Annotated in this window: 18 protein-coding genes and 1 pseudogene; 4 read left to right on the top strand and 15 right to left on the bottom strand. The window is 26.4% G+C overall.

All coding sequences use genetic code 11. The features are described 5' to 3' along the window. The first annotated feature begins 152 nt into the window (after positions 1-152). Positions 153-1,604 (top strand): DUF2828 family protein, encoded by a 1,452-nt coding sequence (locus ACYUEX_RS13510; protein WP_460288650.1) that lies wholly within the window; start codon positions 153-155, stop codon positions 1,602-1,604. A 772-nt stretch (positions 1,605-2,376) separates the two neighbouring features. Further along, complete coding sequence (locus ACYUEX_RS13505; RefSeq protein WP_460288783.1) at positions 2,377-3,423, top strand: tyrosine recombinase XerC; 1,047 nt, start codon at positions 2,377-2,379, stop codon at positions 3,421-3,423. Between the two features lie 46 nt (positions 3,424-3,469). On the opposite strand, the gene ACYUEX_RS13500 is transcribed toward ACYUEX_RS13505, so the two are convergent. Further along, the gene (locus tag ACYUEX_RS13500) at positions 3,470-3,853 is read right to left on the bottom strand and encodes a hypothetical protein (protein WP_411167650.1); all 384 of its coding nucleotides are present in this window, start codon (positions 3,851-3,853) and stop codon (positions 3,470-3,472) included. Between the two features lie 160 nt (positions 3,854-4,013). Between ACYUEX_RS13500 and lexA the strand changes: the two genes are divergently transcribed. Both lexA and ACYUEX_RS13490 read left to right on the top strand, forming a co-directional pair. Then, positions 4,014-4,619, top strand: coding sequence for a transcriptional repressor LexA (lexA, locus tag ACYUEX_RS13495; RefSeq protein WP_460288649.1), 606 nt, complete (start codon positions 4,014-4,016; stop codon positions 4,617-4,619). Between the two features lie 65 nt (positions 4,620-4,684). Continuing rightward, positions 4,685-5,446, top strand: coding sequence for a DUF3267 domain-containing protein (locus ACYUEX_RS13490; RefSeq protein ID WP_460288648.1), 762 nt, complete (start codon positions 4,685-4,687; stop codon positions 5,444-5,446). Between the two features lie 70 nt (positions 5,447-5,516). Here ACYUEX_RS13490 and ACYUEX_RS13485 read toward each other — a convergent pair whose 3' ends face one another. The 14 genes and pseudogenes from ACYUEX_RS13485 to ACYUEX_RS13420 form a co-directional block, all read right to left on the bottom strand. After that, positions 5,517-6,794: a methionine gamma-lyase family protein gene (locus ACYUEX_RS13485; protein WP_460288647.1), complete on the bottom strand. Its 1,278-nt coding sequence runs from the start codon at positions 6,792-6,794 to the stop codon at positions 5,517-5,519. Between the two features lie 144 nt (positions 6,795-6,938). Further along, positions 6,939-7,172: an RNA chaperone Hfq gene (gene hfq / locus ACYUEX_RS13480; protein WP_411167654.1), complete on the bottom strand. Its 234-nt coding sequence runs from the start codon at positions 7,170-7,172 to the stop codon at positions 6,939-6,941. A gap of 44 nt (positions 7,173-7,216) precedes the next feature. Next, the gene (gene miaA, locus ACYUEX_RS13475; RefSeq protein ID WP_460288646.1) at positions 7,217-8,143 is read right to left on the bottom strand and encodes a tRNA (adenosine(37)-N6)-dimethylallyltransferase MiaA; all 927 of its coding nucleotides are present in this window, start codon (positions 8,141-8,143) and stop codon (positions 7,217-7,219) included. 11 nt (positions 8,144-8,154) lie between these two features. Then, on the bottom strand, positions 8,155-10,170 hold the full coding sequence (gene mutL / locus ACYUEX_RS13470; RefSeq protein WP_460288645.1) for a DNA mismatch repair endonuclease MutL: 2,016 nt from the start codon (positions 10,168-10,170) through the stop codon (positions 8,155-8,157). A gap of 13 nt (positions 10,171-10,183) precedes the next feature. Beyond that, the gene (gene mutS / locus ACYUEX_RS13465; RefSeq protein ID WP_460288644.1) at positions 10,184-12,958 is read right to left on the bottom strand and encodes a DNA mismatch repair protein MutS; all 2,775 of its coding nucleotides are present in this window, start codon (positions 12,956-12,958) and stop codon (positions 10,184-10,186) included. A 121-nt stretch (positions 12,959-13,079) separates the two neighbouring features. Continuing rightward, a complete protein-coding gene (gene fliB, locus ACYUEX_RS13460) occupies positions 13,080-14,237 on the bottom strand; it encodes a flagellin lysine-N-methylase (protein WP_460288643.1) in 1,158 nt (385 codons plus the stop codon). A gap of 159 nt (positions 14,238-14,396) precedes the next feature. Next, the gene (locus tag ACYUEX_RS13455; protein ID WP_460288782.1) at positions 14,397-14,933 is read right to left on the bottom strand and encodes a GMC family oxidoreductase; all 537 of its coding nucleotides are present in this window, start codon (positions 14,931-14,933) and stop codon (positions 14,397-14,399) included. A 180-nt stretch (positions 14,934-15,113) separates the two neighbouring features. Beyond that, positions 15,114-15,994: pseudogene (locus tag ACYUEX_RS13450) on the bottom strand (GMC family oxidoreductase N-terminal domain-containing protein); the annotation flags it as partial. A gap of 262 nt (positions 15,995-16,256) precedes the next feature. After that, complete coding sequence (locus ACYUEX_RS13445; protein ID WP_460288642.1) at positions 16,257-16,448, bottom strand: hypothetical protein; 192 nt, start codon at positions 16,446-16,448, stop codon at positions 16,257-16,259. 38 nt (positions 16,449-16,486) lie between these two features. Beyond that, a complete protein-coding gene (locus ACYUEX_RS13440) occupies positions 16,487-17,023 on the bottom strand; it encodes a hypothetical protein (protein WP_460288641.1) in 537 nt (178 codons plus the stop codon). Continuing rightward, on the bottom strand, positions 16,993-17,172 hold the full coding sequence (locus ACYUEX_RS13435) for a hypothetical protein (protein ID WP_460288640.1): 180 nt from the start codon (positions 17,170-17,172) through the stop codon (positions 16,993-16,995). Before ACYUEX_RS13435 ends, ACYUEX_RS13440 begins: the two co-directional genes overlap by 31 nt. Positions 17,173-17,265: 93 nt before the next feature. Next, positions 17,266-17,442, bottom strand: coding sequence for a hypothetical protein (locus tag ACYUEX_RS13430; RefSeq protein WP_411167661.1), 177 nt, complete (start codon positions 17,440-17,442; stop codon positions 17,266-17,268). Positions 17,443-17,805: 363 nt separating this feature from the next. Then, a complete protein-coding gene (locus tag ACYUEX_RS13425) occupies positions 17,806-18,003 on the bottom strand; it encodes a small, acid-soluble spore protein, alpha/beta type (RefSeq protein ID WP_411167662.1) in 198 nt (65 codons plus the stop codon). 280 nt (positions 18,004-18,283) lie between these two features. Further along, positions 18,284-21,538 (bottom strand): DEAD/DEAH box helicase, encoded by a 3,255-nt coding sequence (locus ACYUEX_RS13420; RefSeq protein ID WP_460288639.1) that lies wholly within the window; start codon positions 21,536-21,538, stop codon positions 18,284-18,286. Between the last annotated feature and the right edge of the window lie 32 nt (positions 21,539-21,570).

Here is a 21,570-nt window from a genome sequence, read left to right as displayed (position 1 = left end):
TTTGTTCTAAAAGTTAAATGTTTACAATAAAATAATAATGAAAAGATACTAACAGCCCAATTAAAAATGTATCTTGAAAAGACACTTGCAGCCATATTTATATGTAATATTTATTTTTATAGCGTGTCTTGTATTGATTTAAGGAGGTAGTTATGTCTAGTATACTAAATAAAATAAGAGAAGAATTATATAAAGTCTCAGAAATTGGGGTAGATGAATATGAAAACAATAAAAGTGTTATAGAAGAGTTTCTAGAGAATATCTCCTTGTTTAGATTTGCGAAAGAAGAAGATATTATAGAAAACTATCTAAAAGTCTTTTATTATGACTCCGCATATAGCTTAAGACTTTTATTTTTTATTAGAGATAAAATAAATGGATTAGGAGAAAAGAGAATTTTTAGAATTTTAATTAAATACCTAGCAAATGAACATACTAAATATATAAAGAATAATCTAACTTTAATCCCTAAGTATGGACGTTGGGATGATTTATATTATTTATTTGACACTAATCTAGAAGAAGACGTTGTTAAATTATTTAAAGACCAAATAGAAATAGATATAAATTCAAAAATACCGTCAACCTTAGGTAAATGGCTAAAATCTGAAAATACATCATCTAAAGAGTCTATAATTTTAGGCAATAAGACTAGAAAATTATTGGGATACTCTCAAAAAGAATATAGAAAACTCTTATCTAGTCTAAGAGGAAAAATTGGTATAGTAGAAAGAGATCTAAGTAGAAAAGATTACTTAAATATAAATTATAAAAACTTAACAAGATTAAATATTATTAAATACAAAAAAGCTTTTATTAAAAGAGATAAAGAAAACTTCGAGAAATATATAAAAAGAAATGTTAATAGTAATTTTCCATTTAAGAATCCAGAAAATATAGTCTCTGATATTATAAAAAACTTGAATAACTTGGAGATGAACAGTACAGAAGATATGTATATAAAAAATTGGCAATATATTATACAAGAATATAAAAGCTGTGAAGATAATATTGAAGATACATTAGTAATAAACGGCATAGAAACAGAAGTGTTGAAAAGAGATAGTAGGTATTTTGAAATTTTAATTACAACAATACTCTTATATAATAAAATGAATTTAAACAGCTTTAAAAACTACTATATGTCCTTTAAAAACAATCCTAAATTCAATAAAGTAACAGGATTGAATATTGTTCAAGATATAAAAATAATTTTAGATTCCTGCATTAATTATAATATTGATCTATCTTCAGCATTAGACTTGTTGTTATTTACTATAGTTAAAAAGAATTTTAAAAATGAAGAAATTCCTAAGTCTATAATTTATATATATAGTAGTAGCGAAGATTTAGATTTAAATAGTTATGGAAAGTTTAATGAAAAATGGTTAAGTTTAGGATTAAATACTCCAAAAATAAAACTTTGGAATCTAAAAAGCGTATCCCAAAAATTTTCTATAAGAGATATTGATAATAATAATGTAGTTATAAATGGTTATGATAAAAGAATGTGGAAGTATATATTAAAATCAAAGGAGACTACAGAATATAATATTAATATAGATAATTTTAATGATAATAATTATAAAGATGTAATAATTTAAACAATGCTAAATAAAAGCATTGTTTATTAAATTAGTTTACATAATGTTTAATATGTTTATTTTATTATTAAAATTAATAAATTAATAATTGATAACAACAAGTGGATAAAAATGTGAATATAATTATTCGATAATTATGTATAGCAAAATAAGCTAAAAATATTTAATAAATTCATTTTTGCTATAAATAAAGACAAATAAATTTATTAAGTTTATACTAGGTAAAATCATGTCGTTATTTTAAATTTATATAAAGAGATACAGAGGGTATATATAAATTTAAACATTAAGATAGCTTAATTAATAAAAATATTATAAAAACACCTTAAAAAACAGCTAATTTTATTTCGCTAAATATACATTTATTATATTTCGTACTATTGTAACTTTAAAAACGCTATGATATAATAAAATCAAGGCTTTACAATGATTTTGGAGGTGAAAAATGTCTACAGGACGAACGAAAACATATAAGTATAAAGATTTTTTATATACTAGCGACGTAAAAAATCTTTTAGTTGTAGAACTATCAAGTAAAGATAAGAAAAAACTTCATTCGGTTTATTCCAATTACTACGATTTAGGTGTTGAACGTGGATATGAATATATAATTGAAGATCTATTTAAACTTGCTGAAATACACAAATTATCAACTTCACAGCTAGCAGAAATTTATGATACTGGAGTTAGAAATGTTCAAATTTGGCTTAAAGAACTTGGTATAAATCGAAGCATAAAAAAAGCTCAAAAGATATATAAGAAAAATTCCAAGATGAGTATAGAGTTGAATTCTGTCGATAAATTGAATTTGAACGATAATTCTATTATAAATAGGTATGGAATTCAACAAGTTGAAATTAGAAACTTACCAGAATCAGTTATAAATTTTTTGAATTATCTAGAAACTATTAAGGGGAAATCCCCTAATACTATAAAGGGATATGAAATAGATTTAACAATGTTCTTTAGGTTTTTAAAGATATACAAAGGACTTATTAAAGATGACTCTTTGGAATTCTCAGAAATAGATATTAGAGAAATAGATAATTTCTTTATTAAAAATATAAAATTAACAGATATATATGCTTTTTTATCTTTTACTGAAAAACAAAGAGAAAACGGAAATTATGCAAGGGCAAGAAAGGTCGCTACTTTAAAATCTTATTTTAAATTTCTTCATGGTAAAGCAAAAATAATAGATGATAATCCCACTTTAGAATTAGAGTCTCCTAAAATAAGTAAAAGGCATCCTATTTATTTGACTTTAGATGAAAGCTTAAATTTACTAAATTCATTGGATAAGGAAAATAAAAATTATTATAGGGATTATTGTATTTTAACATTGTTCTTAAATTGTGGTATGCGTTTATCAGAGCTTTGTAGCATTAAAATAGATAAAATTAAAGGTGATACTTTAACTATAATAGGCAAAGGTAATAAAGAACGAACTGTTTATTTAAATGAAGCTTGCTTAAAAGCTATTAATAATTATTTATCTGTAAGAGATAGTTCTAAATGCACAAGTGAAGATAAAGAGTATCTACTACTCTCCTCCCGCTTTAAACCTATAAATAAAAGAACTGTTGAATTGTTAGTTAAGAAACATATAACTAATTTAGGATTGGTTGATAATAAATATACTCCTCATAAATTAAGGCATACAGCTGCTACATTAATGTACAAGCATGGAAATGTAGATATAAGAAGCTTACAAAGTATATTAGGACATGAAAATATATCTACTACTCAAATCTATACTCATGTAGATGAAGAAATCCTAAGAGATGCAGTAAAATCAAATCCTTTATCTAAAATATAAATGGTTAAGATATCTTTATATCTTAACCATTTATATTAAAGGTATATTAAAACTTCCCTTTTAACTTTCTAACTCCCGGAAAAACTTCTTCTGTAAGCTCTTCTAATGAATCTTCTTCAAATAATTCTAAATCATCAATATATTCAATATGATCAAATGCATCTACATATTCTGAAGATTCATTTTCTAGTGAATACTCTTCTTTTAATTCATTTTCCTTAGATAATAATTCTTCTTCTTTTAATGCCTCTAGCATTTTTTTATATTCATTTTCTAGATATTCATTTTCTTCAACAGTTTTTGCTATATCCTCTATTTTTATAGCTCTTACATCTATACCTTCTTCTTCTAAGCAATCACCGCAATTATCACAGATTCTATTAGGATATATATCACAATAATCATCTTCTTTATATTTCTTAATATCCATCACTACACCACCTATGTTTATAAAATTAAAACAAATTATATTATATCAAATATATATTACATAATCAAACATCAATGGAAAGAACTCTAGTTTCCAGAACATAAGTTTGATATAAACTAAACTTTATGCTATAATGTTAATAATAGAGTGAGGTGTTAAAATGAACGAAATAAAAGATAAACAATTAGAAATTTATGAGTTCTTAAAAATATATACTGAGAATAAAGGTTACCCACCTTCAGTTAGAGAAATTTGTGACGCTGTTAATTTAAGATCTACATCAACTGTTCACGGCCATTTAAAAAGATTAGAAAAAAAAGGATTAATAAGAAGAGATCCAACCAAACCTAGAGCATTAGAAATTTTGGAAACTTCTAATGTAAAAAAAGAAATGCTAAACATTCCATTAGTAGGGAGAGTTACTGCAGGAACTCCTATTCTAGCAACTGAGAATATAGAGGATACTTTTCCTATTCCAATGGATTATATAAAGCATAATGAAGAATTATTTATGTTAAGAGTAACAGGAAACAGCATGATTAATATAGGTATTCATGATGGAGATTATGCAATTATAGAAAAATCTCAAACTGCTAAAAACGGAGATGTAGTTGTAGCATTAATTGAAAATGATGCTACTATAAAAACCTTTTATAAAGAAAAGGATCATATAAGACTTCAACCTGAAAATGATAGCTTATCCCCTATTATTGTTGAAGACTGTTCTATTTTAGGTAAATTAGTTGGTTTATTTAGAGCATATTAAAAAATAAGAGTCATACAATATTGTATGACTCTTATTTTTTTATTACTATTTTAGGAGGTGTAATTTTGAAGTTTTCTCTTTTTAAAAAAGATAGTAAGACAAATGATTATTTTATAAATGAAGATAGCAAAGGGTATATTATTAAAAAAGACTTTTTTTCTATAGTATTACTTATGAAAGTTATTGTGGCTTCTATATACGCTTTTGGATTAGGCTATAGTTTATTTTACCTTGGTGATGATTTTATAAAAGTAGGTATTAAATTCTTAGTACTATTAGTTGTGTTATACTTTATATTAGAAATTCCTTATGCTTTCTTAAAAGCAGTATTCTTTCCAAATGCATTTAAAAAGAATGTTGTTAAATTAGAATTTAATCCTTTAAATATGAATATTTATGTTTCTTCTAATAAACCTATAAAAAAAGTTAGACTAATATTATCATTAATACTTCCTTTTATACTATTAGGTTTTATACCAACTATAGTTAGCTATATACTAGAGTTTAATATTTATATATATGCCATTGCTTCTTCCTGTGCAATTATATCTGTTCCAGATTTAATATTTTCAATATTAATTAGTATAGATGACTCTATTGGTGAAGAGTTAATTGTAACTCCATTTGAATATATTGATTCAAATATTAGTGTAACAGAAATATGTGTTGATTTAGATAAAGAAAATGATTCAGAGTATGAAGATGAATACTGTTATCAGATACTAGAAAATATAAACGATAGTGAAGCTAAAAAAACTTTAAAAGATAAAGATAAAAATATAGATATAGAATATATTAAAGAAATGATTTTTCATATAGATGAATAATAAAAAACACCACTAGCTATTTTATACAAAAGCTAATGGTGTTTTTTAGTTATATATTACTTTCTTACTATTATACTATATTATTTAAAGAGATTAAAATACCTATCTTAGCATGATCAAAAGTAAGTCCACCTTGAAGGTATGCAATATAAGGCTCTCTTATTGGAGCATCAGCAGATAATTCAATAGAAGATCCTTGTATAAAGGCTCCTGCTGCCATTATAACCTCATCATTATAACCAGGCATAGCCCAAGGTTCACATTCAACAAATGAATCTATTGGAGAACCTTTTTGTATTCCCTTACAGAATTTGATTAGATTTTCTTTATTTCCAAACTTAATAGCTTGAATAATATCACTTCTTTTTTCATTATATTTAGGAAGAACATCAAAACCTGCAAGCTCCATTATTCTTGAACAAAATACAGCGCCTTTAACAGCTTCCATGGCTATATGAGGAGCTAAGAATAAGCCTTGATAGAATTGTCTCATAACTCCAAATGTTGAGCCACACTCTCCTCCTATTCCTGGTGTAGTTAATCTAAAGCTAGCTTGTTCAACATAAGGCTTTTTACCAGCTATATATCCTCCGGTTGGTGCTATTCCCCCACCTATATTCTTTATAAGAGAGCCTGAAATTAAATCAGCTCCAACATCTGTAGGTTCTATAGTATCTATAAACTCTCCATAACAGTTGTCAACAAAAACTACTATATCTTCTCTTATGCTTTTTACAAAGTTAATAACTTCACCAAGCTCACTTACTAGAAATGAATTTCTCCATCCATAACCAGTACTTCTTTGAATATGTACAAGCTTTATTGAAGAATCAGTAGATAGCACTTCTTTTATTTTATCAAAATCAAATTTACCATCTTTTAAATCAACTTGTTTGTAGTTAACTCCATATTCTCTAAGAGAACCTATATTTTCTTTACCACTTATTCCTATTATGTTATGTAATGTATCATAAGGTGCTCCTGAAATACATACCATTGTATCTCCAGTTCTTAGGTTTCCCATTAAAGCACAGCCTATGGCATGTGTACCATTAACAAAGTGAGGTCTAACTAATGCACTTTCAGTATTAAATACTCTTGCATAAACTTTATCTAAGGAATCTCTTCCTATATCGTCATAGCCATAACCAGATGAATTTGTAAAGTGTGAATCACTAATCCTTTCATCTTGGAAAGCCTTTAACACCTTTAATTGATTGTATTCTCTTATTTCATCATAAGATCCAAAAACCTCTTCAACGTCTTTTAAAGCCTCTTTATACAATTCAAAAGTCTTTTGTTTAAAATTATAATTTTTCATCATTAATTCTTCTGTTTCTCTTAACATAATGTATCATTACATATTTATTAATAATATGTAAACTCTCCCTTCTAAGTAATTATGTATAAACTATATATATCAGATAAATTAAATATTATCATATTTTAATTTATTTTCAAAGCAGAATAATAAAAAGTAGGCATTATTTGCCTACTCTTCTTCATTATTAAATAGTATTGGTTTTAGAGGGGTAATAGTTGTTATAGCATGTTTATATACTAACATTTGTTTTCCATCTGAATCTAGTACAACCGTGAAACTATCAAAGCCTTTTACATACCCTTTCAATTGAAATCCATTAGTTAAATATATAATAACGGAAATTTTATTTTTTCTTGCTCCATTTAAAAATATATCTTGTAAGTTGTTAGGTTGCTTAGTCAATTAAATCACCTCCATATGATTTTTATATAATAAAATTATATATTTTATAGTAATAAATCATTAACTATTTTTTTAAATATATCATCTTCAGTAATAATATCCTTATCTAAGAATATTGACCTAGGATCTCTTCTAAACCAAGTTAATTGTCTCTTAGCATAATTTCTTGATCCTTGTTTAATCATTTCAACAGCCTCATTTAATGATATTTTATGTTCTAAATAATAAAATATCTCTTTATATCCTATTCCTTGCATTGACTGTACAGATGAATTATACCCCATTTCCTTTAATTTTATACACTCATCAAGTAGACCTCTTTCCATCATTATGTCTACTCTTAGGTTTATTCTATTATAAAGTTTTTCTCTATCCATATTAAGTACATAATAATTTACATCATAAGGTCCGTTATAAAACTCTTCGCCTGCATTAAAGGAACTAAAAGGTTTCTTAGTTAATTTATATACTTCTAAAGCTCTAATTACTCTTTTTTTGTTATTATAATGAATTTCTTTGTAACTTATAGGATCTATTTCTTTAAGCATATTATGGATATATTCATTTCCATAGCTTTCTGCAAGCTTTTCTAATTCATTTCTGTACTCTAAATCATTTTCTGCTTCTGTAAAATTCATATTACAAGTTAAAGCATTTATATATAACCCTGTACCACCAGCTAATATTGGAAGCTTTCCTCTAGATAAAATATCATCTATACACTTTTGTGCCATTTCTTTATAATCAGCAACGGAAAATGGTATACTAGGATCTACTACATCTATCATATGATGCTTAACATCACACATTTCTTCTTTAGTAATTTTAGCAGAGCCAATATCCATATACTTATATATTTGCATTGAATCAGTAGAAACTATTTCCCCATTTAATTCTTTTGCTAACTTTATAGATAGATCTGTTTTTCCAACTGCTGTTGGACCTGCTATAACTAAAACTCTGTCTTTCATTGTTACTCCTTTTATACAATTCTCCTAAATTTTTTATCCAATTCGTAGTTTGTAAACTTTATTATTACAGGTCTACCATGAGGACAATGGAATGGGTCATCTATATATCTTAAATCATTTATAAGTTTTTCCATCTCTACGTGATTTAAGTAATCATTAGCTTTAACAGCAGCTTTACATGCAAGTGTTGCAATTCTATTGTATTTTACTTCTGTTGTCTTTCCACTACCTAATGATTTTATATTATCTAAGATATTTATAAATAAATTTCTTGGATCTAGTTTACCTAAGAAGTATGGTACTTCTTTAATTGCTATTGTATTTCCACCAAAGCTTTCTACATTAAATCCTGCCATAGTAAATATATTAGAGTTTTCTTCATAATAACAAAAGTCATCATTAGTTAGATCTATTAAGGTTGGTACTAGAAGTTGTTGTACTACTATATCACCCTCTTCTATGCTCTTTAAGTACTTTTCAAAAAGAATCTTTTCATGAGCAGCATGCTGATCTATCATATATAAAACTTCATCATATTCTGCTAATATATATGTTTTATTAAACTGTCCTATTATCTTTAAATTAGGGAATTTTGCATTTCTAATTTCTGAATTATTTATGTTTTCCTTAATAATTGATACTTCTTCATTTATTTCATTATTTGCAAATTCTCTTTTATCTTCACGTACTACATTATTTGAATCATAGTCTATAGGATTATATTTATTGCTATTACTATTATCTTCATTATTTAAATTATTAGGCATCTTAATATCTAATTTACCAAGCTCTTTTAGATTTTTAAGATTATTATAAAGCTCTTCTTCTCTTCTTAAATCATCATAAGAAATTCCTTGTATATTACTGCTTAATTCATTTTCCTTACTCTTATTATTAATATCATCATATTGCGATAAAGGTAAGTTGCCTGAATAAGTATCATTTAAATTTATATTGAATGAAATTTTTTCTACTACTTCAGTAGGTACCTCATCCTTTTGCTCTTTTTCTTCTTCAGGAATATAAAAATCATTAAAGACTTCACTTCTAAAAGCTTTATGAACTGCATCAAATACCTTTTTAAATATTCCTCTATCCTCTTTAAATTTAATTTCAGCCTTAGTTGGATGTATATTAACATCTACAAACTCAGGATATACTTCAAGGAATAACACAAAGAAAGGAAATTTATTTACAGTAGCAAAAGATTTAAATGCATTTTCCATAGCAGCAACTATAGTTTTATTCTTTATATATCTACCATTTACAAATATGCTTTGATTATTTCTAGAACCTCTAGCTATTTCTTCTTTACCTATATATCCATATAAATGAATTGCATCTTCTGCACTTTCAAAGTATATTAAATTCTCACTTATAGACTTTCCATATACAGTTCTAATAACATCCTTAAGGTTACCTGTTCCATAGGTATGTAGTACTTTTTTACCGTTATTATAAAATTTTATTGATATATTAGGATTTGATAATGCAATCCTTGAAATTATATCACTTATTAATGCACCTTCCCTTGAAGTAGATTTTAAAAACTTTCTTCTAGCGGGTACATTATAAAATAAATCTCTAACTTCTATTATTGTTCCCTTATTAGTTCCTGTTTCATTTACAGAAAGTATTTCACCACCTTCTATTGAAATTTCAGAACCGAAATCATCTCCATCCATTTTACTCCTTAAAAGTACTTTTGATATAGATGCTACAGAGGCCAATGCTTCCCCTCTAAAGCCTAATGTCATAATAGAATATATATCCTCTACATTTTGAATCTTAGAGGTTGCATGAGGCATAAAAGCCTTTTTAATATCATCCTTATGTATTCCATTACCATCATCTATAATTCTTATTAAAGAAATACCACCTTCTTCTATTTCGACGGTGATATTTTTAGCATCTGCATCTATTGAGTTTTCTACTAATTCTTTAACAACTGAAGAAGGGCGTTCAACCACTTCTCCAGCTGCTATTTTATTAGAGGTATGTTCATCTAATAGATTTATTCTTTTCATATATTCACCTCAATTACTTTACCCTCTTAGCTTCAAGTGTTAACTTGTATAATGTATTCATTGCATCCATAGGAGTTAAAGCCATAACATCTATATCAGCAATTGAATTAATTAAATTATCTTTTTCTATCATAGTAAAATCTATTTGATAATCATTTATTTCATCATTAAAATTCTTTTTATTTTTAGATTCTTTCTTTATATTAGTATCTTCCAATACATTATTATTTATAGGCTCTAATTCTTTTTCTATAGAATTTTCTTTAATATTATTAGAACAATTAACTTCTGAAATTTCTACTGCCTTTGTATTATTAATAGACTTATTATCTTCATCCTTATCAGTTGCAACTTCTTTAATTGAAGTAATATCTAATGAATTATTTTCTGAAGAGCTTTCTAGTGAAGATAATATTTCTTTAGCTCTATTGATAACTTCATTTGGTAATCCAGCAAGCTTTGCAACTTCTATTCCATAGGATTGGTCTGCGCCACCTTCTACTATCTTTCTTAAGAATATTATAGTATCATCAATTTCACTAACAGCAACAGAATAATTTTTAACACCTTCAATAACGCCTTCTAGCTTTGTTAATTCGTGATAATGAGTTGCAAAAAGAGTCTTGCATTTAAGATCATTATTTTTAGATATATATTCTATTACTGACCAAGCTATACTTAGCCCATCATAAGTTGAAGTTCCTCTTCCAACTTCATCTAGTAATACTAAGCTTTTAGATGTAGCATTTTTTAGTATGTTAGATACTTCCCACATTTCAACCATGAAGGTAGATTTTCCCCCTGCTAAGTCATCTGAAGCACCTATCCTTGTAAATATCTTATCACATATAGAAATGTTAGCAGCCTTAGCTGGAACAAAGGAACCTATTTGAGCCATAAGAGTTATTAATGCAACTTGCCTCATATATGTAGACTTACCTGCCATATTAGGACCAGTAATAAGTAGTAATCTATTATCATCTGAATTTAAGGTTGTGTCATTAGAAACAAATTCACCTTTCCCAATAACTTTTTCTACTACTGGGTGTCTACCTTCAGTTATTTCTATAATACCATCTTCATTTACATTAGGCTTAATATAATCATTTTCTACGGCTATTATAGATAAAGTAGATAAGGCATCTAAATTTCCAATAATTCTAGCACTTTTTTTAAGTCTTGCAATTTCCTTTTCTATAGATTCTCTTACAGATATAAATAAATCATATTCTAAAGATACTAATTTTTCTTCAGCTCCTAAGATTTTATCTTCCATTTCTTTTAATTCTTGAGTTATAAATCTTTCAGCGTTAGCTAAAGTTTGCTTTCTTATATATCTACCTTCAGGAATTGAGCTATAATTTGCTCTTGATATTTCTATATAATAACCAAATACTTTATTATAACCTACCTTTAGTGATCTTATTCCTGTAAAGTCTCTTTCCCTATTTTCTAATGCAGATATCCATTCCTTACCATGAAGCTTAGCCGTTCTTAAACTATCTACTTCTTCATTATATCCATCTCTAATTATGTTACCTTCTTTTAAGGCAATAGATGGATCATCTAAAATAGATTTAGATAAAAGTTCCTTAATATCAGTTAACTCATCTAATTCTTTATACCATTCCTTTAAAATACATGAATTAGCTGAAGATAAATGTTTCTTTATTCCTGGTAGTTTTTCAAGAGAACATCTAAGAGAAACTAAATCTTTAGCATTGGCATTTTTATTAGAAATTTTACCTACAATTCTTTCTACATCATAAATCTCTTTAAGTAGAGCTCTTAAATCTTCATTAAAATATGCATTATTATAAAGCTCTTCTACACCTTCTAATCTTTTTTCTATTTCAGATTTTATTATAAGAGGCTCTTCAATCCACTTTCTTATGGCTCTTCCTCCCATAGAAGTAGAAGTTTTATCTAATACCCAAATTAAGCTACCTTTTTTAGATTTTTCCTTTAAGTTTTCAGTAAGCTCTAAATTTCTTCTTGAGTTACCATCTATAGTCATATAGTTAATTATGTCATAATACTCTAATAAATTTATATTAGTTAATGTCATCTTTTGAGTATCATAAATATATTTTAATAAAGCTTTAGAAACAGTTTTAGATAAATCATTTAAGTTAGCTACACATACTTCTGAAAACTGCTCTAGAAGTTCTTTTTCAGAACAAATACTTTTACTTAGATCTCTCTTAGTAATTAATGCAGAAGATATAGAGGTTATTTCTGATAATAATTCCTCACTTATGTTTATATCTACAATTATTTCTTTTGGAGCAATTTTAGTTATTTCATCTAATAAACTTGCTTTTATTGCTGTAAAACTAGTTACCTTAAATTCTCCAGTAGATATATCAGAAGAGGCTAACCCGTAATATCCAGCATCTTCAACTATGCACATTAAATAAGTATTTTTATACTCACTGTCTTCAGTGTTTTCTATATATGTACCAGGAGTTATAACCTTTATAACATCTCTTTTAACTATTCCTTTAGCAACTGAAACATCTTCAACTTGCTCACCAATAGCTACTTTATATCCCTTATTAACAAGTCTTGCTATATAAGATGAAGCTGCATGAAATGGTATTCCGCACATAGGTGCTCTCTCTTCAAGGCCACAGTCTCTTCCAGTTAAAACCAATTCTAGTTCTCTAGAAGCTATTTTAGCATCTTCAAAGAACATTTCATAAAAGTCACCTAATCTAAAAAATAAAATACAGTCTTTATAATTTTCTTTTATCTCAAAATATTGTCTCATCATTGGAGTTAACATATTTTTTTATACCTCACAAACATAAATTTAAGTACAAACCTGTAAATATAAGGTTTTATGACTATTATACTATAAAGTTACAACAATAAAAAGTCATAAGTTAAAAAGCAAAATAACCTTATTAATTCATTAAAATAGCTAATAATTCTTTAATACTAAACACATCATTTGTTTCAAATAACTCTTCTAATGTTTCAATATTTTCTTCTAAATGCTCTACATCCTTAGAATAAGTATGTGCTATATCCACCATATCTGTTTCTGTAAAATCTTTATTTTCTAAATACCTTACTACACATAATTCTTTAATCATTATATAACTTACTAATGCGATTTTAATTTTAGCTAAAGCATCATAGTCAAAAACAGCCTTCATAAAGTATCTAAATACAAAATAAACTAAGATTTGTTCAAAGTGATAGCTTTTACCCTTATAATATTCATTAAAGCTTTTATGAATATCTAAATAAATAGCTTTATCATCTTCATTTTGCCAAAAGTATCTTAATGCATCTTCTAAGCCTAAAATATCATTAGGTTTTATATGTTTTAAATCTCTAAAGACTTTAATAACTTCATTTATATTAAGATATTTTTCATTTCTCTTTTCTTTAAATTTTTCAAGTTTATTGATAGTTTCATTAATAAAGTCGTTATCTAAATATTTATCCTTAACAGTTTTAATTGATTGTATATCATTTAAATCTATCTTCTCTTGAATTTCATTTACAAAAATAAGTACTAAGGAGCCTCTAATTTTTAAATCTAAATTTCTATTTTGTAAAATATCAAAAACTATTTTTCTACACTGCATAAGATTAATATAAACCATTGGATTTATATCATTGTAGCTATTAACTTCTTCAGCATTTTCTGTTAATTCAAATTCAACTTTTTTAGTTGTTCTTAGTATTATTCTTGCAGCTTCAGGACAGGATAAAGATATTCCAATTTCACGTAAGTTACCAAATTCCTCTAGGTAACGTGGATATTGTCTACATGTATAGCAAAGACTATCTGCTCCTAGTTCATTATATATATCACAGAAATTATTTTCGTTTAAAAATGAACATCTATCTCCTTGTAAAGCAAAAATATTTTCTCCATCTTCATTAAGTATTTTACTTCTTAATTCATCTCCAAATTTACCTTCTACAGATAAATAACGCTTATGAGTTTCTTCATCTATAACTATTCCCCATCCAGCACAACAAGTATCTTCACATTCAGAAGCTATACATTTAAATTCATCAAAGTAACCTGGTTTTCGTATTTTCATTTTCAACCTCACATCATATGTATGTATTTATATTTTTATAACAAATTAATTTTAATACTCATTATTGATCTCTTCAAGCTTCTGTTTACTTTTTATTTAATTTATATAAAGAAAAAGGGAAATCCACCTAAATTCTTGGCGGATTCCTATTCTATATTATTAGCATTTATTTTGATTTGTGTTATCCTCTTTCAATAATTGTTGGGCAATTGTTAGTCCTATAAGATATGCTGGTGCAGAAGTGTTACCATCTGCAACAAATGGGATTATTGAATTATCAGCAACAACCAAATTCTTAACACCAAAAACTTCTCCTTTGAAATTTACAACACCATCCGAAGCAGAACGTGCCATTCTAAGCGTACTCTCCTCATGGAACGTCAAACTTAGATTTTGTCTGATAAAGTTTTTAAGTTTTGTATCATCATTAATTACATCAAGTGTTGGTGAAAGAAGTTGATACCTAGGATCAATAGCTCTAAGATTAGCTGCAATGTTTTTAACATACACTTTAAAAGTATCTTTTAATAATTTCATGTCATCCTCATTCTCTAAGAATTCTTCATCTCCAAGTTCAATTTTAAGTGAATCATTTGCCTGTATCATTTCAAAGCCACGGCTCTTAGGTTGTATAGGAGATATTCCTACAATTAAAGTATTGTTGGAGAAAAATGGTTCTATCTGTACCGCTCTCAACTTTGGATTTGATCCTGGCGCTGGATTTGGTAAGAAAGCTCCTGCTATCAAATGAGCATTTGGATCATCAGGTGGTACTGGTTTATCATTCGGATTAGTAGAAAATATAGCAGCTATTATGGGGTGATTAGCAAGGTTTTTACCAACATTTTGATTATCGAATATAACAGAAATTCCTTTTGCTCTAAGTTCATTTGCTGGACCGATTCCTGATAGCATTAACAGCTTAGGACTTTTAATAGCACCTGCGCATACTATAACTTTCTTTCTTGCAAATGCGCTAAAGTAGAGACCCTCTCTTAGAAAATCAACGCCAATAGCAATATTATCACAAAAAATTATATTAACAGCAGTAGATTTAGTCAGCAACATTAAATTTCTTCCATTTACTCCGCAGCCTTCTTTATCTACTATTTTTCTTGAAAGGAATGCAGTTGAAGAGCTTTCACGAGTGCCATCCGGTTCTTGAGTGTATTGATTACGCGTATACGGCCCTATTGGTGTATCCGGATTGTTGTAATCTAGTATTTCTTCAAAGTCTGTTGCTCTTTCAATAGCCAAAGCAAGTTTTTGAGCCATTCTAGTCGGATTAACAGGAGCTTGTCTAACATCTACAGGCCCTCTGAAGCCACGAGCCTCAGGATTATTTGTACGTCCATTGTATTTTTCTAATTCTTTGAATCTTTCAATTACCTCTTCTGGAGACCAAAGTGGACCAAGTAGCGCTTGCCATTTTTTATTACTGCAGTTGTAGGTCTTACCCATAGTTGACGGTTAACTGAAGAAGCACCTCCTAATAACCTTCCTGTGGTCCAAGGGAATGTTCTATTATTGAGCTCGTCTTGAGGTACTCCTTGACCCTGCCAAAAGTATTGTGGGAAAAAGAGACTTTGTAGTACAGGTGCAAAGGTAGAGTTACGAATTGGTTCATCATTATCATTATTTTCTCCTGCTTCTAAAACCAATACTGAATTTTCTCTGTTATCCGTAAGGGTTTTTGCAATAGTAGCACCTGCTGTACCAGCCCCTACAATTATATAGTCATAAATTTGATTTTTCATTTGATTATCTCCTTTGTGCCTCTATTATTCTTTTGTTACTCACCTTATTACTATAATTCAAGGATAATATATTATATTATTTTTTTATGTAACGTGTCATATGTTTATGAAAAACAAAATAACTAACATTAGTAAGGATTCCATGATTAGTTCACAAAAAAACTAACAACTTATTCTAAAGCAAGTTATAATAGTCATCATTAATAGTATAAATAAAAACTCTTATAAAAAAAGTAGCACCTAGGACAATTACTCCCAAATGCTACTTTGCTTTTATATTTGTTATTTTTACTAATAAATCATGTATAAAATTCGATCCTCTACTCATTAATATTCCAATTAGTACAACCCCTAAGAACTTTATGTCTAGTAATTGTAAAACATATAATCTAGTGCCTAGAACATTTAATTCATTAGATAATAAGGAATTAAGTGATATTACAGAATTAGACATCCAAAAAACTGTTGACTCTTTGCTGAAAAATAATCTAATTATTTTAATACACTTTCTTTACAAATTATTTGAGCAAAATTTTCATTATTATATTCATTAATCAATTTACAGATTCTATCTTTCTCCTTTATGTTTACATTGTATCCTATGGTTACCTCCATATTATATAAAGCTTCTTTGTTTATATCTACATCATAGTGATCAATAGGTACTTTTTCTAGCATACAGTAGTTACCATTATTTCTTTCTAAGTAACTACAAACTATTAATTTATATCTCCACTCTTCTTCAAGCTTATAAGATAAGTTTTTATATTTTCCTATATTTTGGAGAAATACTCCCTTACCTATATTATTCTTTTGAAAAATTTTAGGATATATTTTTTCTTGATCATTTGTATGCTCAACTTTATATATTTTTCCATCTCCATGAACTATATATTTTATATCTTCTCTTTTATATTTCTTTGTAAATCCATTAATTAAATCTTTTTGAAATTTTAATCGTACTCCTTGTCCATATTCGCTGTTTGTATTCCAAAGCTCTACACTTTCTTCATTTTTATTGTAAAACATGAAACAAAAATATTAGATCCATAATCAAATAAGTTGCTAGATAAATTTTCGCTTTTACAATCTACATATTTTAAAGAAGTAAATCTTATTTTTCTGCTTTTTAATATATTTTCTAACCCATGAACATCTGTATAGTGATATAAATCCATAACCTCTCCCCTTACTTATAATTATGAAATTTAGTTAATAAGCAGTCACTGCAATACTACTTATAAATAATTAAATCTTTATCATAAACTAAATTATTTACTACATTCATTACAAATACAATAAATTAATCTAGAGTACTTAAGTTCTCTTTCTGTCTCAACCCTAGGTACTCTTTTTACTACCTTACTACATTTATTACATATATATTTATCAATTATTTTGCCTCCTGTTGCCTCAGAGACAACAGTAATCTTTTTTACTATTTTCATCATTATCCCCCAAAACTTAATATTTTTTCATCATTATCCCCCAAAACTTAATATTATTTCCTGCTGGTTATTATAAATTATTATTTACTATTAAAATGATTTAAAATATTTATCTTAATAAGAATTAATATAGAGAGTTTTTATTAAATGATTGTTAATTCATTGTTAATTGTTTGTTAAATTCGGCATATATATTTAATTTTCTTAAATTTTCGATAATATTTATAAAATAAAAAGCACTTACTAATGTAAATGCTTTTTATTTTATAGTACTAGTAAAACTTTTATTAGAAAGCTTTATCTTTTTTATTTCTTTATTATATAAGTTTATTATCTCTAATTTTTAATAATTATCATTTATAATTATTTGATTTGGTTTTCGTATTGTTCTACCATTCTTTTAACCATTTCTCCGCCAACACTTCCGTTTTGCTTTGAAGTAAGGTTTCCTTTATCTGTGTTTTCATAATTGTTTAATCCAACTTCAGATGCAACTTCATTTTTTAATCTGCTTAAACCATTTTTTGCTTCTGGTACTAAACTTCTATTATAGTTTGCCATGTATTCCACCTCCTTTATATATTGTTTTCTTTTACAATAATATGTTAACCATAGTTAATGCATAATAACCTATAGAAATATTAGTAAAACTAGAAGTGAAAACTTATAATGGATAATTATATGTTATATTATTAATAAAAAGCTTACTTTAGAAGGTTACATTTCATTAGTATCTCTTAAGACTTTAAAGTTATAAAATAAAAAATATCGCATATTCATCTTGAAATAATGCGATATTTTCATAATTCTTATATAATAAGTATTTGTATAAAAATAGCTACTAGTTAATTGAAAAAAGATTTAATATATCTTCCTCGCTTAAAGTATTAATACTCGTTATATCATTTTCATTATCAATTATTCTTTCTATTAGTTTTCTTTTTTCATCTTGAAGATCTACTATTTTTTCTTCTATTGAATTTTTAGATATTAGCTTAATTACCTCAACAATATTAGTTTGCCCAAATCTATGTGCTCTATCTGTGGCTTGATCCTCTACAGCAGGATTCCACCAAGGATCAAAGTGTATCACTATATCTGCTGATGTTAAGTTTAAACCAGTTCCTCCTGCCTTTAAACTTATTAAGAATACAGAATTATTACCTTCATTAAATTCATTTACTAATTCTAATCTCTTTTCTGCTGGTATAGATCCATCTAAATAGCTATACAATATGTTTTCAGAATTAAACCTAGTAGCAATATTTTTTAAGACTGATGTAAATTGTGAAAAGACTAATATTTTATGCCCCTCTTCTATTCCTTGATTTAAAATTTCAATAAGTGCATCTATTTTACCACTAGTACCAAGATAATCATTAATTAAAACAGATGGATCAAGACATATTTGTCTTAACTTAGTTATATAGGATAGAATTTCTATTTTGCTGGTTTTCAAGTCATCATCCTTAACTTTCTTTTCAATTAAGCTTTTAGCATGATTAGCATAAATAGAATATATCTTTTCTTGCTCCTCTGACATAGATACTAAAAGTTTTTTCTCTATTTTTAGAGGAAGTTCTTTTATTACATCTTTTTTATATCTTCTCAATATAAAAGGTTTTGTAAGCATATTTAATTCTTTTAATACTTCTTCAGATTCATTTAGCTTTTTATGATATCTTACACTAAATCGCTTTTCATCAAATAAGTATCCTGGCATTATAAAATCAAAAATTGACCATAGCTCCATTAATGAATTTTCTACAGGAGTACCTGTTAATGCAAACTTTCTAATAGCTTTAATTTTTTTCATAGCTACTGCATTTTGAGAAGAACAGTTTTTAATATATTGAGCTTCATCTATAAAGCAATAATCAAATTGTATTTTTTCATATTCTTCTATATCTCTTTTTATTAGATTATAGGTAGTAATTAATACATCATAATTTTCAATATTTCCTAATATATTAATTCTCTCATCTTTAGATCCATTTATAATGGCATATTTTATAGTTGGGGCAAATTTTTCAATCTCACTGCTCCAATTATATATTAATGATGTTGGTGCAACTATAAGTGTCTTAGCTGGTAAATTAGATAATATAAATGAAATAGCTTGAATTGTTTTACCAAGTCCCATTTCATCACCTAAAATACCTCCAAATCCTAAGTAATCCATAGTTTTAAGCCAATTATACCCTTCCTTTTGATAAGGCCTAAGATCCGCCATTAAATTTAATGGTTCTTTAAAAGTTAACTTGTTAATGTCTTTTATCTTTTTCTGAATTTGTGATAATTCTTTTTTACCCTTAATATATCTAATAGAATTATCTTTAATAAAGTTATCTATATAAAGACTCTTACTCTTACTAAATAATACGGTATCTCCATCTATATCATTTTCTAAAGATAGTACATCTAAAAGCTTTAAAAAGTTCTTAAGTTCAATTTCTTCAAGATCTAAAAACTCTCCACTTTTAAGCTTATAGTATTTAAGATTATCTCTAAGAGCTAGTATAATATCCTTAACTTCAGTTTCTGGTATATTATCAATTTTAAACTTTAACTCAAAATAATCTAGCTTACCACTTTTTATTTGACCTACTATATTTTTATTATTTATATGTTTTATAATTTTAAAATTCTCTGAATAAAAAACTTCACCAATATCTTGTAATTTCTCTATATCATATTTAAAGAATTTAAATAAATATTCATCTCCAAGTAATAAATAAAATCTATCCCCAGATGATTCAAAACCAAGTGCCCTTAAGCAAGATAATATTTCATTTTCTTTATTTAAATCTCTATATATAATTTTATTTGTGTATTCATGAAAAATGTTAAATTCGTGCTCTCCATATTTAACTTTTAATGTTAATGTTGTATCTTTATTAATTTTGTCAAAATAAAATTTAAACTCAACCTTTTCTTTTACAATTTTATTTTTTATAGCTTTATTAATAGTTATATCATCTGATAGAGTATATAATTTAGGCAAAAGCTTGGATAGAACTCTAATTTCATCATCTTTATCAATAGCTATAGCTTTAGTATTATTAAAAATATTTAAATAAGTGGAAATATCATAACAGTACTCAAAATTAGGTACATAAATACTACTTCCATATAAAAATACTGTACCCTTTTTATCAATCTTTTCAGAAATTCCATCATCTAAGCTTAAAATATATTCATTTTCTAATGCTTTTAAAGAAATTTTTATATTTGGTTTATCAAAAATAATTTCAGTTTCTACAGGTCTATAAAAAAAGCCCTCATTTAAGTAAACTCTATTCTTTGATATTATATTAAAGAATTCTCTAGTAAGAAAATCTGGAATTATAAGTGTTTTACCATCTATATATTTATCCTGTCTTCTTATAAAATTTGAGGATGCTGATTCCATATCTTTTATTTTTTCTATAAAATCTAGTATTTTCTTTTCTTTTAGGCCAAGTCTTTGATATTTTAAGTCTAAAGTAAAATCCTTTCCATACTTAACTGGAATTTTATTATAATAAGCTATTAAAAGCTGATTTATATCTTTTACAACATATAGCTTATTAGATGATAATCCCTTTAATCCTATTTTAAATTCAGCTGCTAATCTATTTTTAAAACCTTGTTTATTTATATAAACTTCAATTTTAATTTCTGTTTTATTTTCATCTTCTAATAATAAATCTAATATATTGTCTTTTTTATTTTTGAAAATAGATTTATGGATAAAATCATTATTTAATTTAGATTTAATTTCATTATATTCATCTAATTCATTTAAGAATTTATAAAAAGTTGCAAACAAATGCTTACAACAATAATTATGTTTACGAAGCTCATTTCTTTCATAATCATCACAGCTACAAAAAGTAGATAATATATCTTTACTTTTTATATCCACTTCTATTTTAGAATTATATTCACTAAAATAATTTTCAGATATAATTTTAGAATCTATATAAATTAAATCATCATCACATTTTACCTTTAAATCAGATATTAATTCATTTTCTAATATCCTTTTTCCGCCTAAATCATTTTTGCCACAAGTATCTTTATTAAATTTTTCTACTAAAATTTGTTTTATCATATTCGTCACCTTGAAAATTAATTATCTCTTTA

Source organism: Clostridium sp. CTA-7, from assembly GCF_054768095.1.
This window is presented reverse-complemented; position numbering and strand designations above follow the sequence as displayed.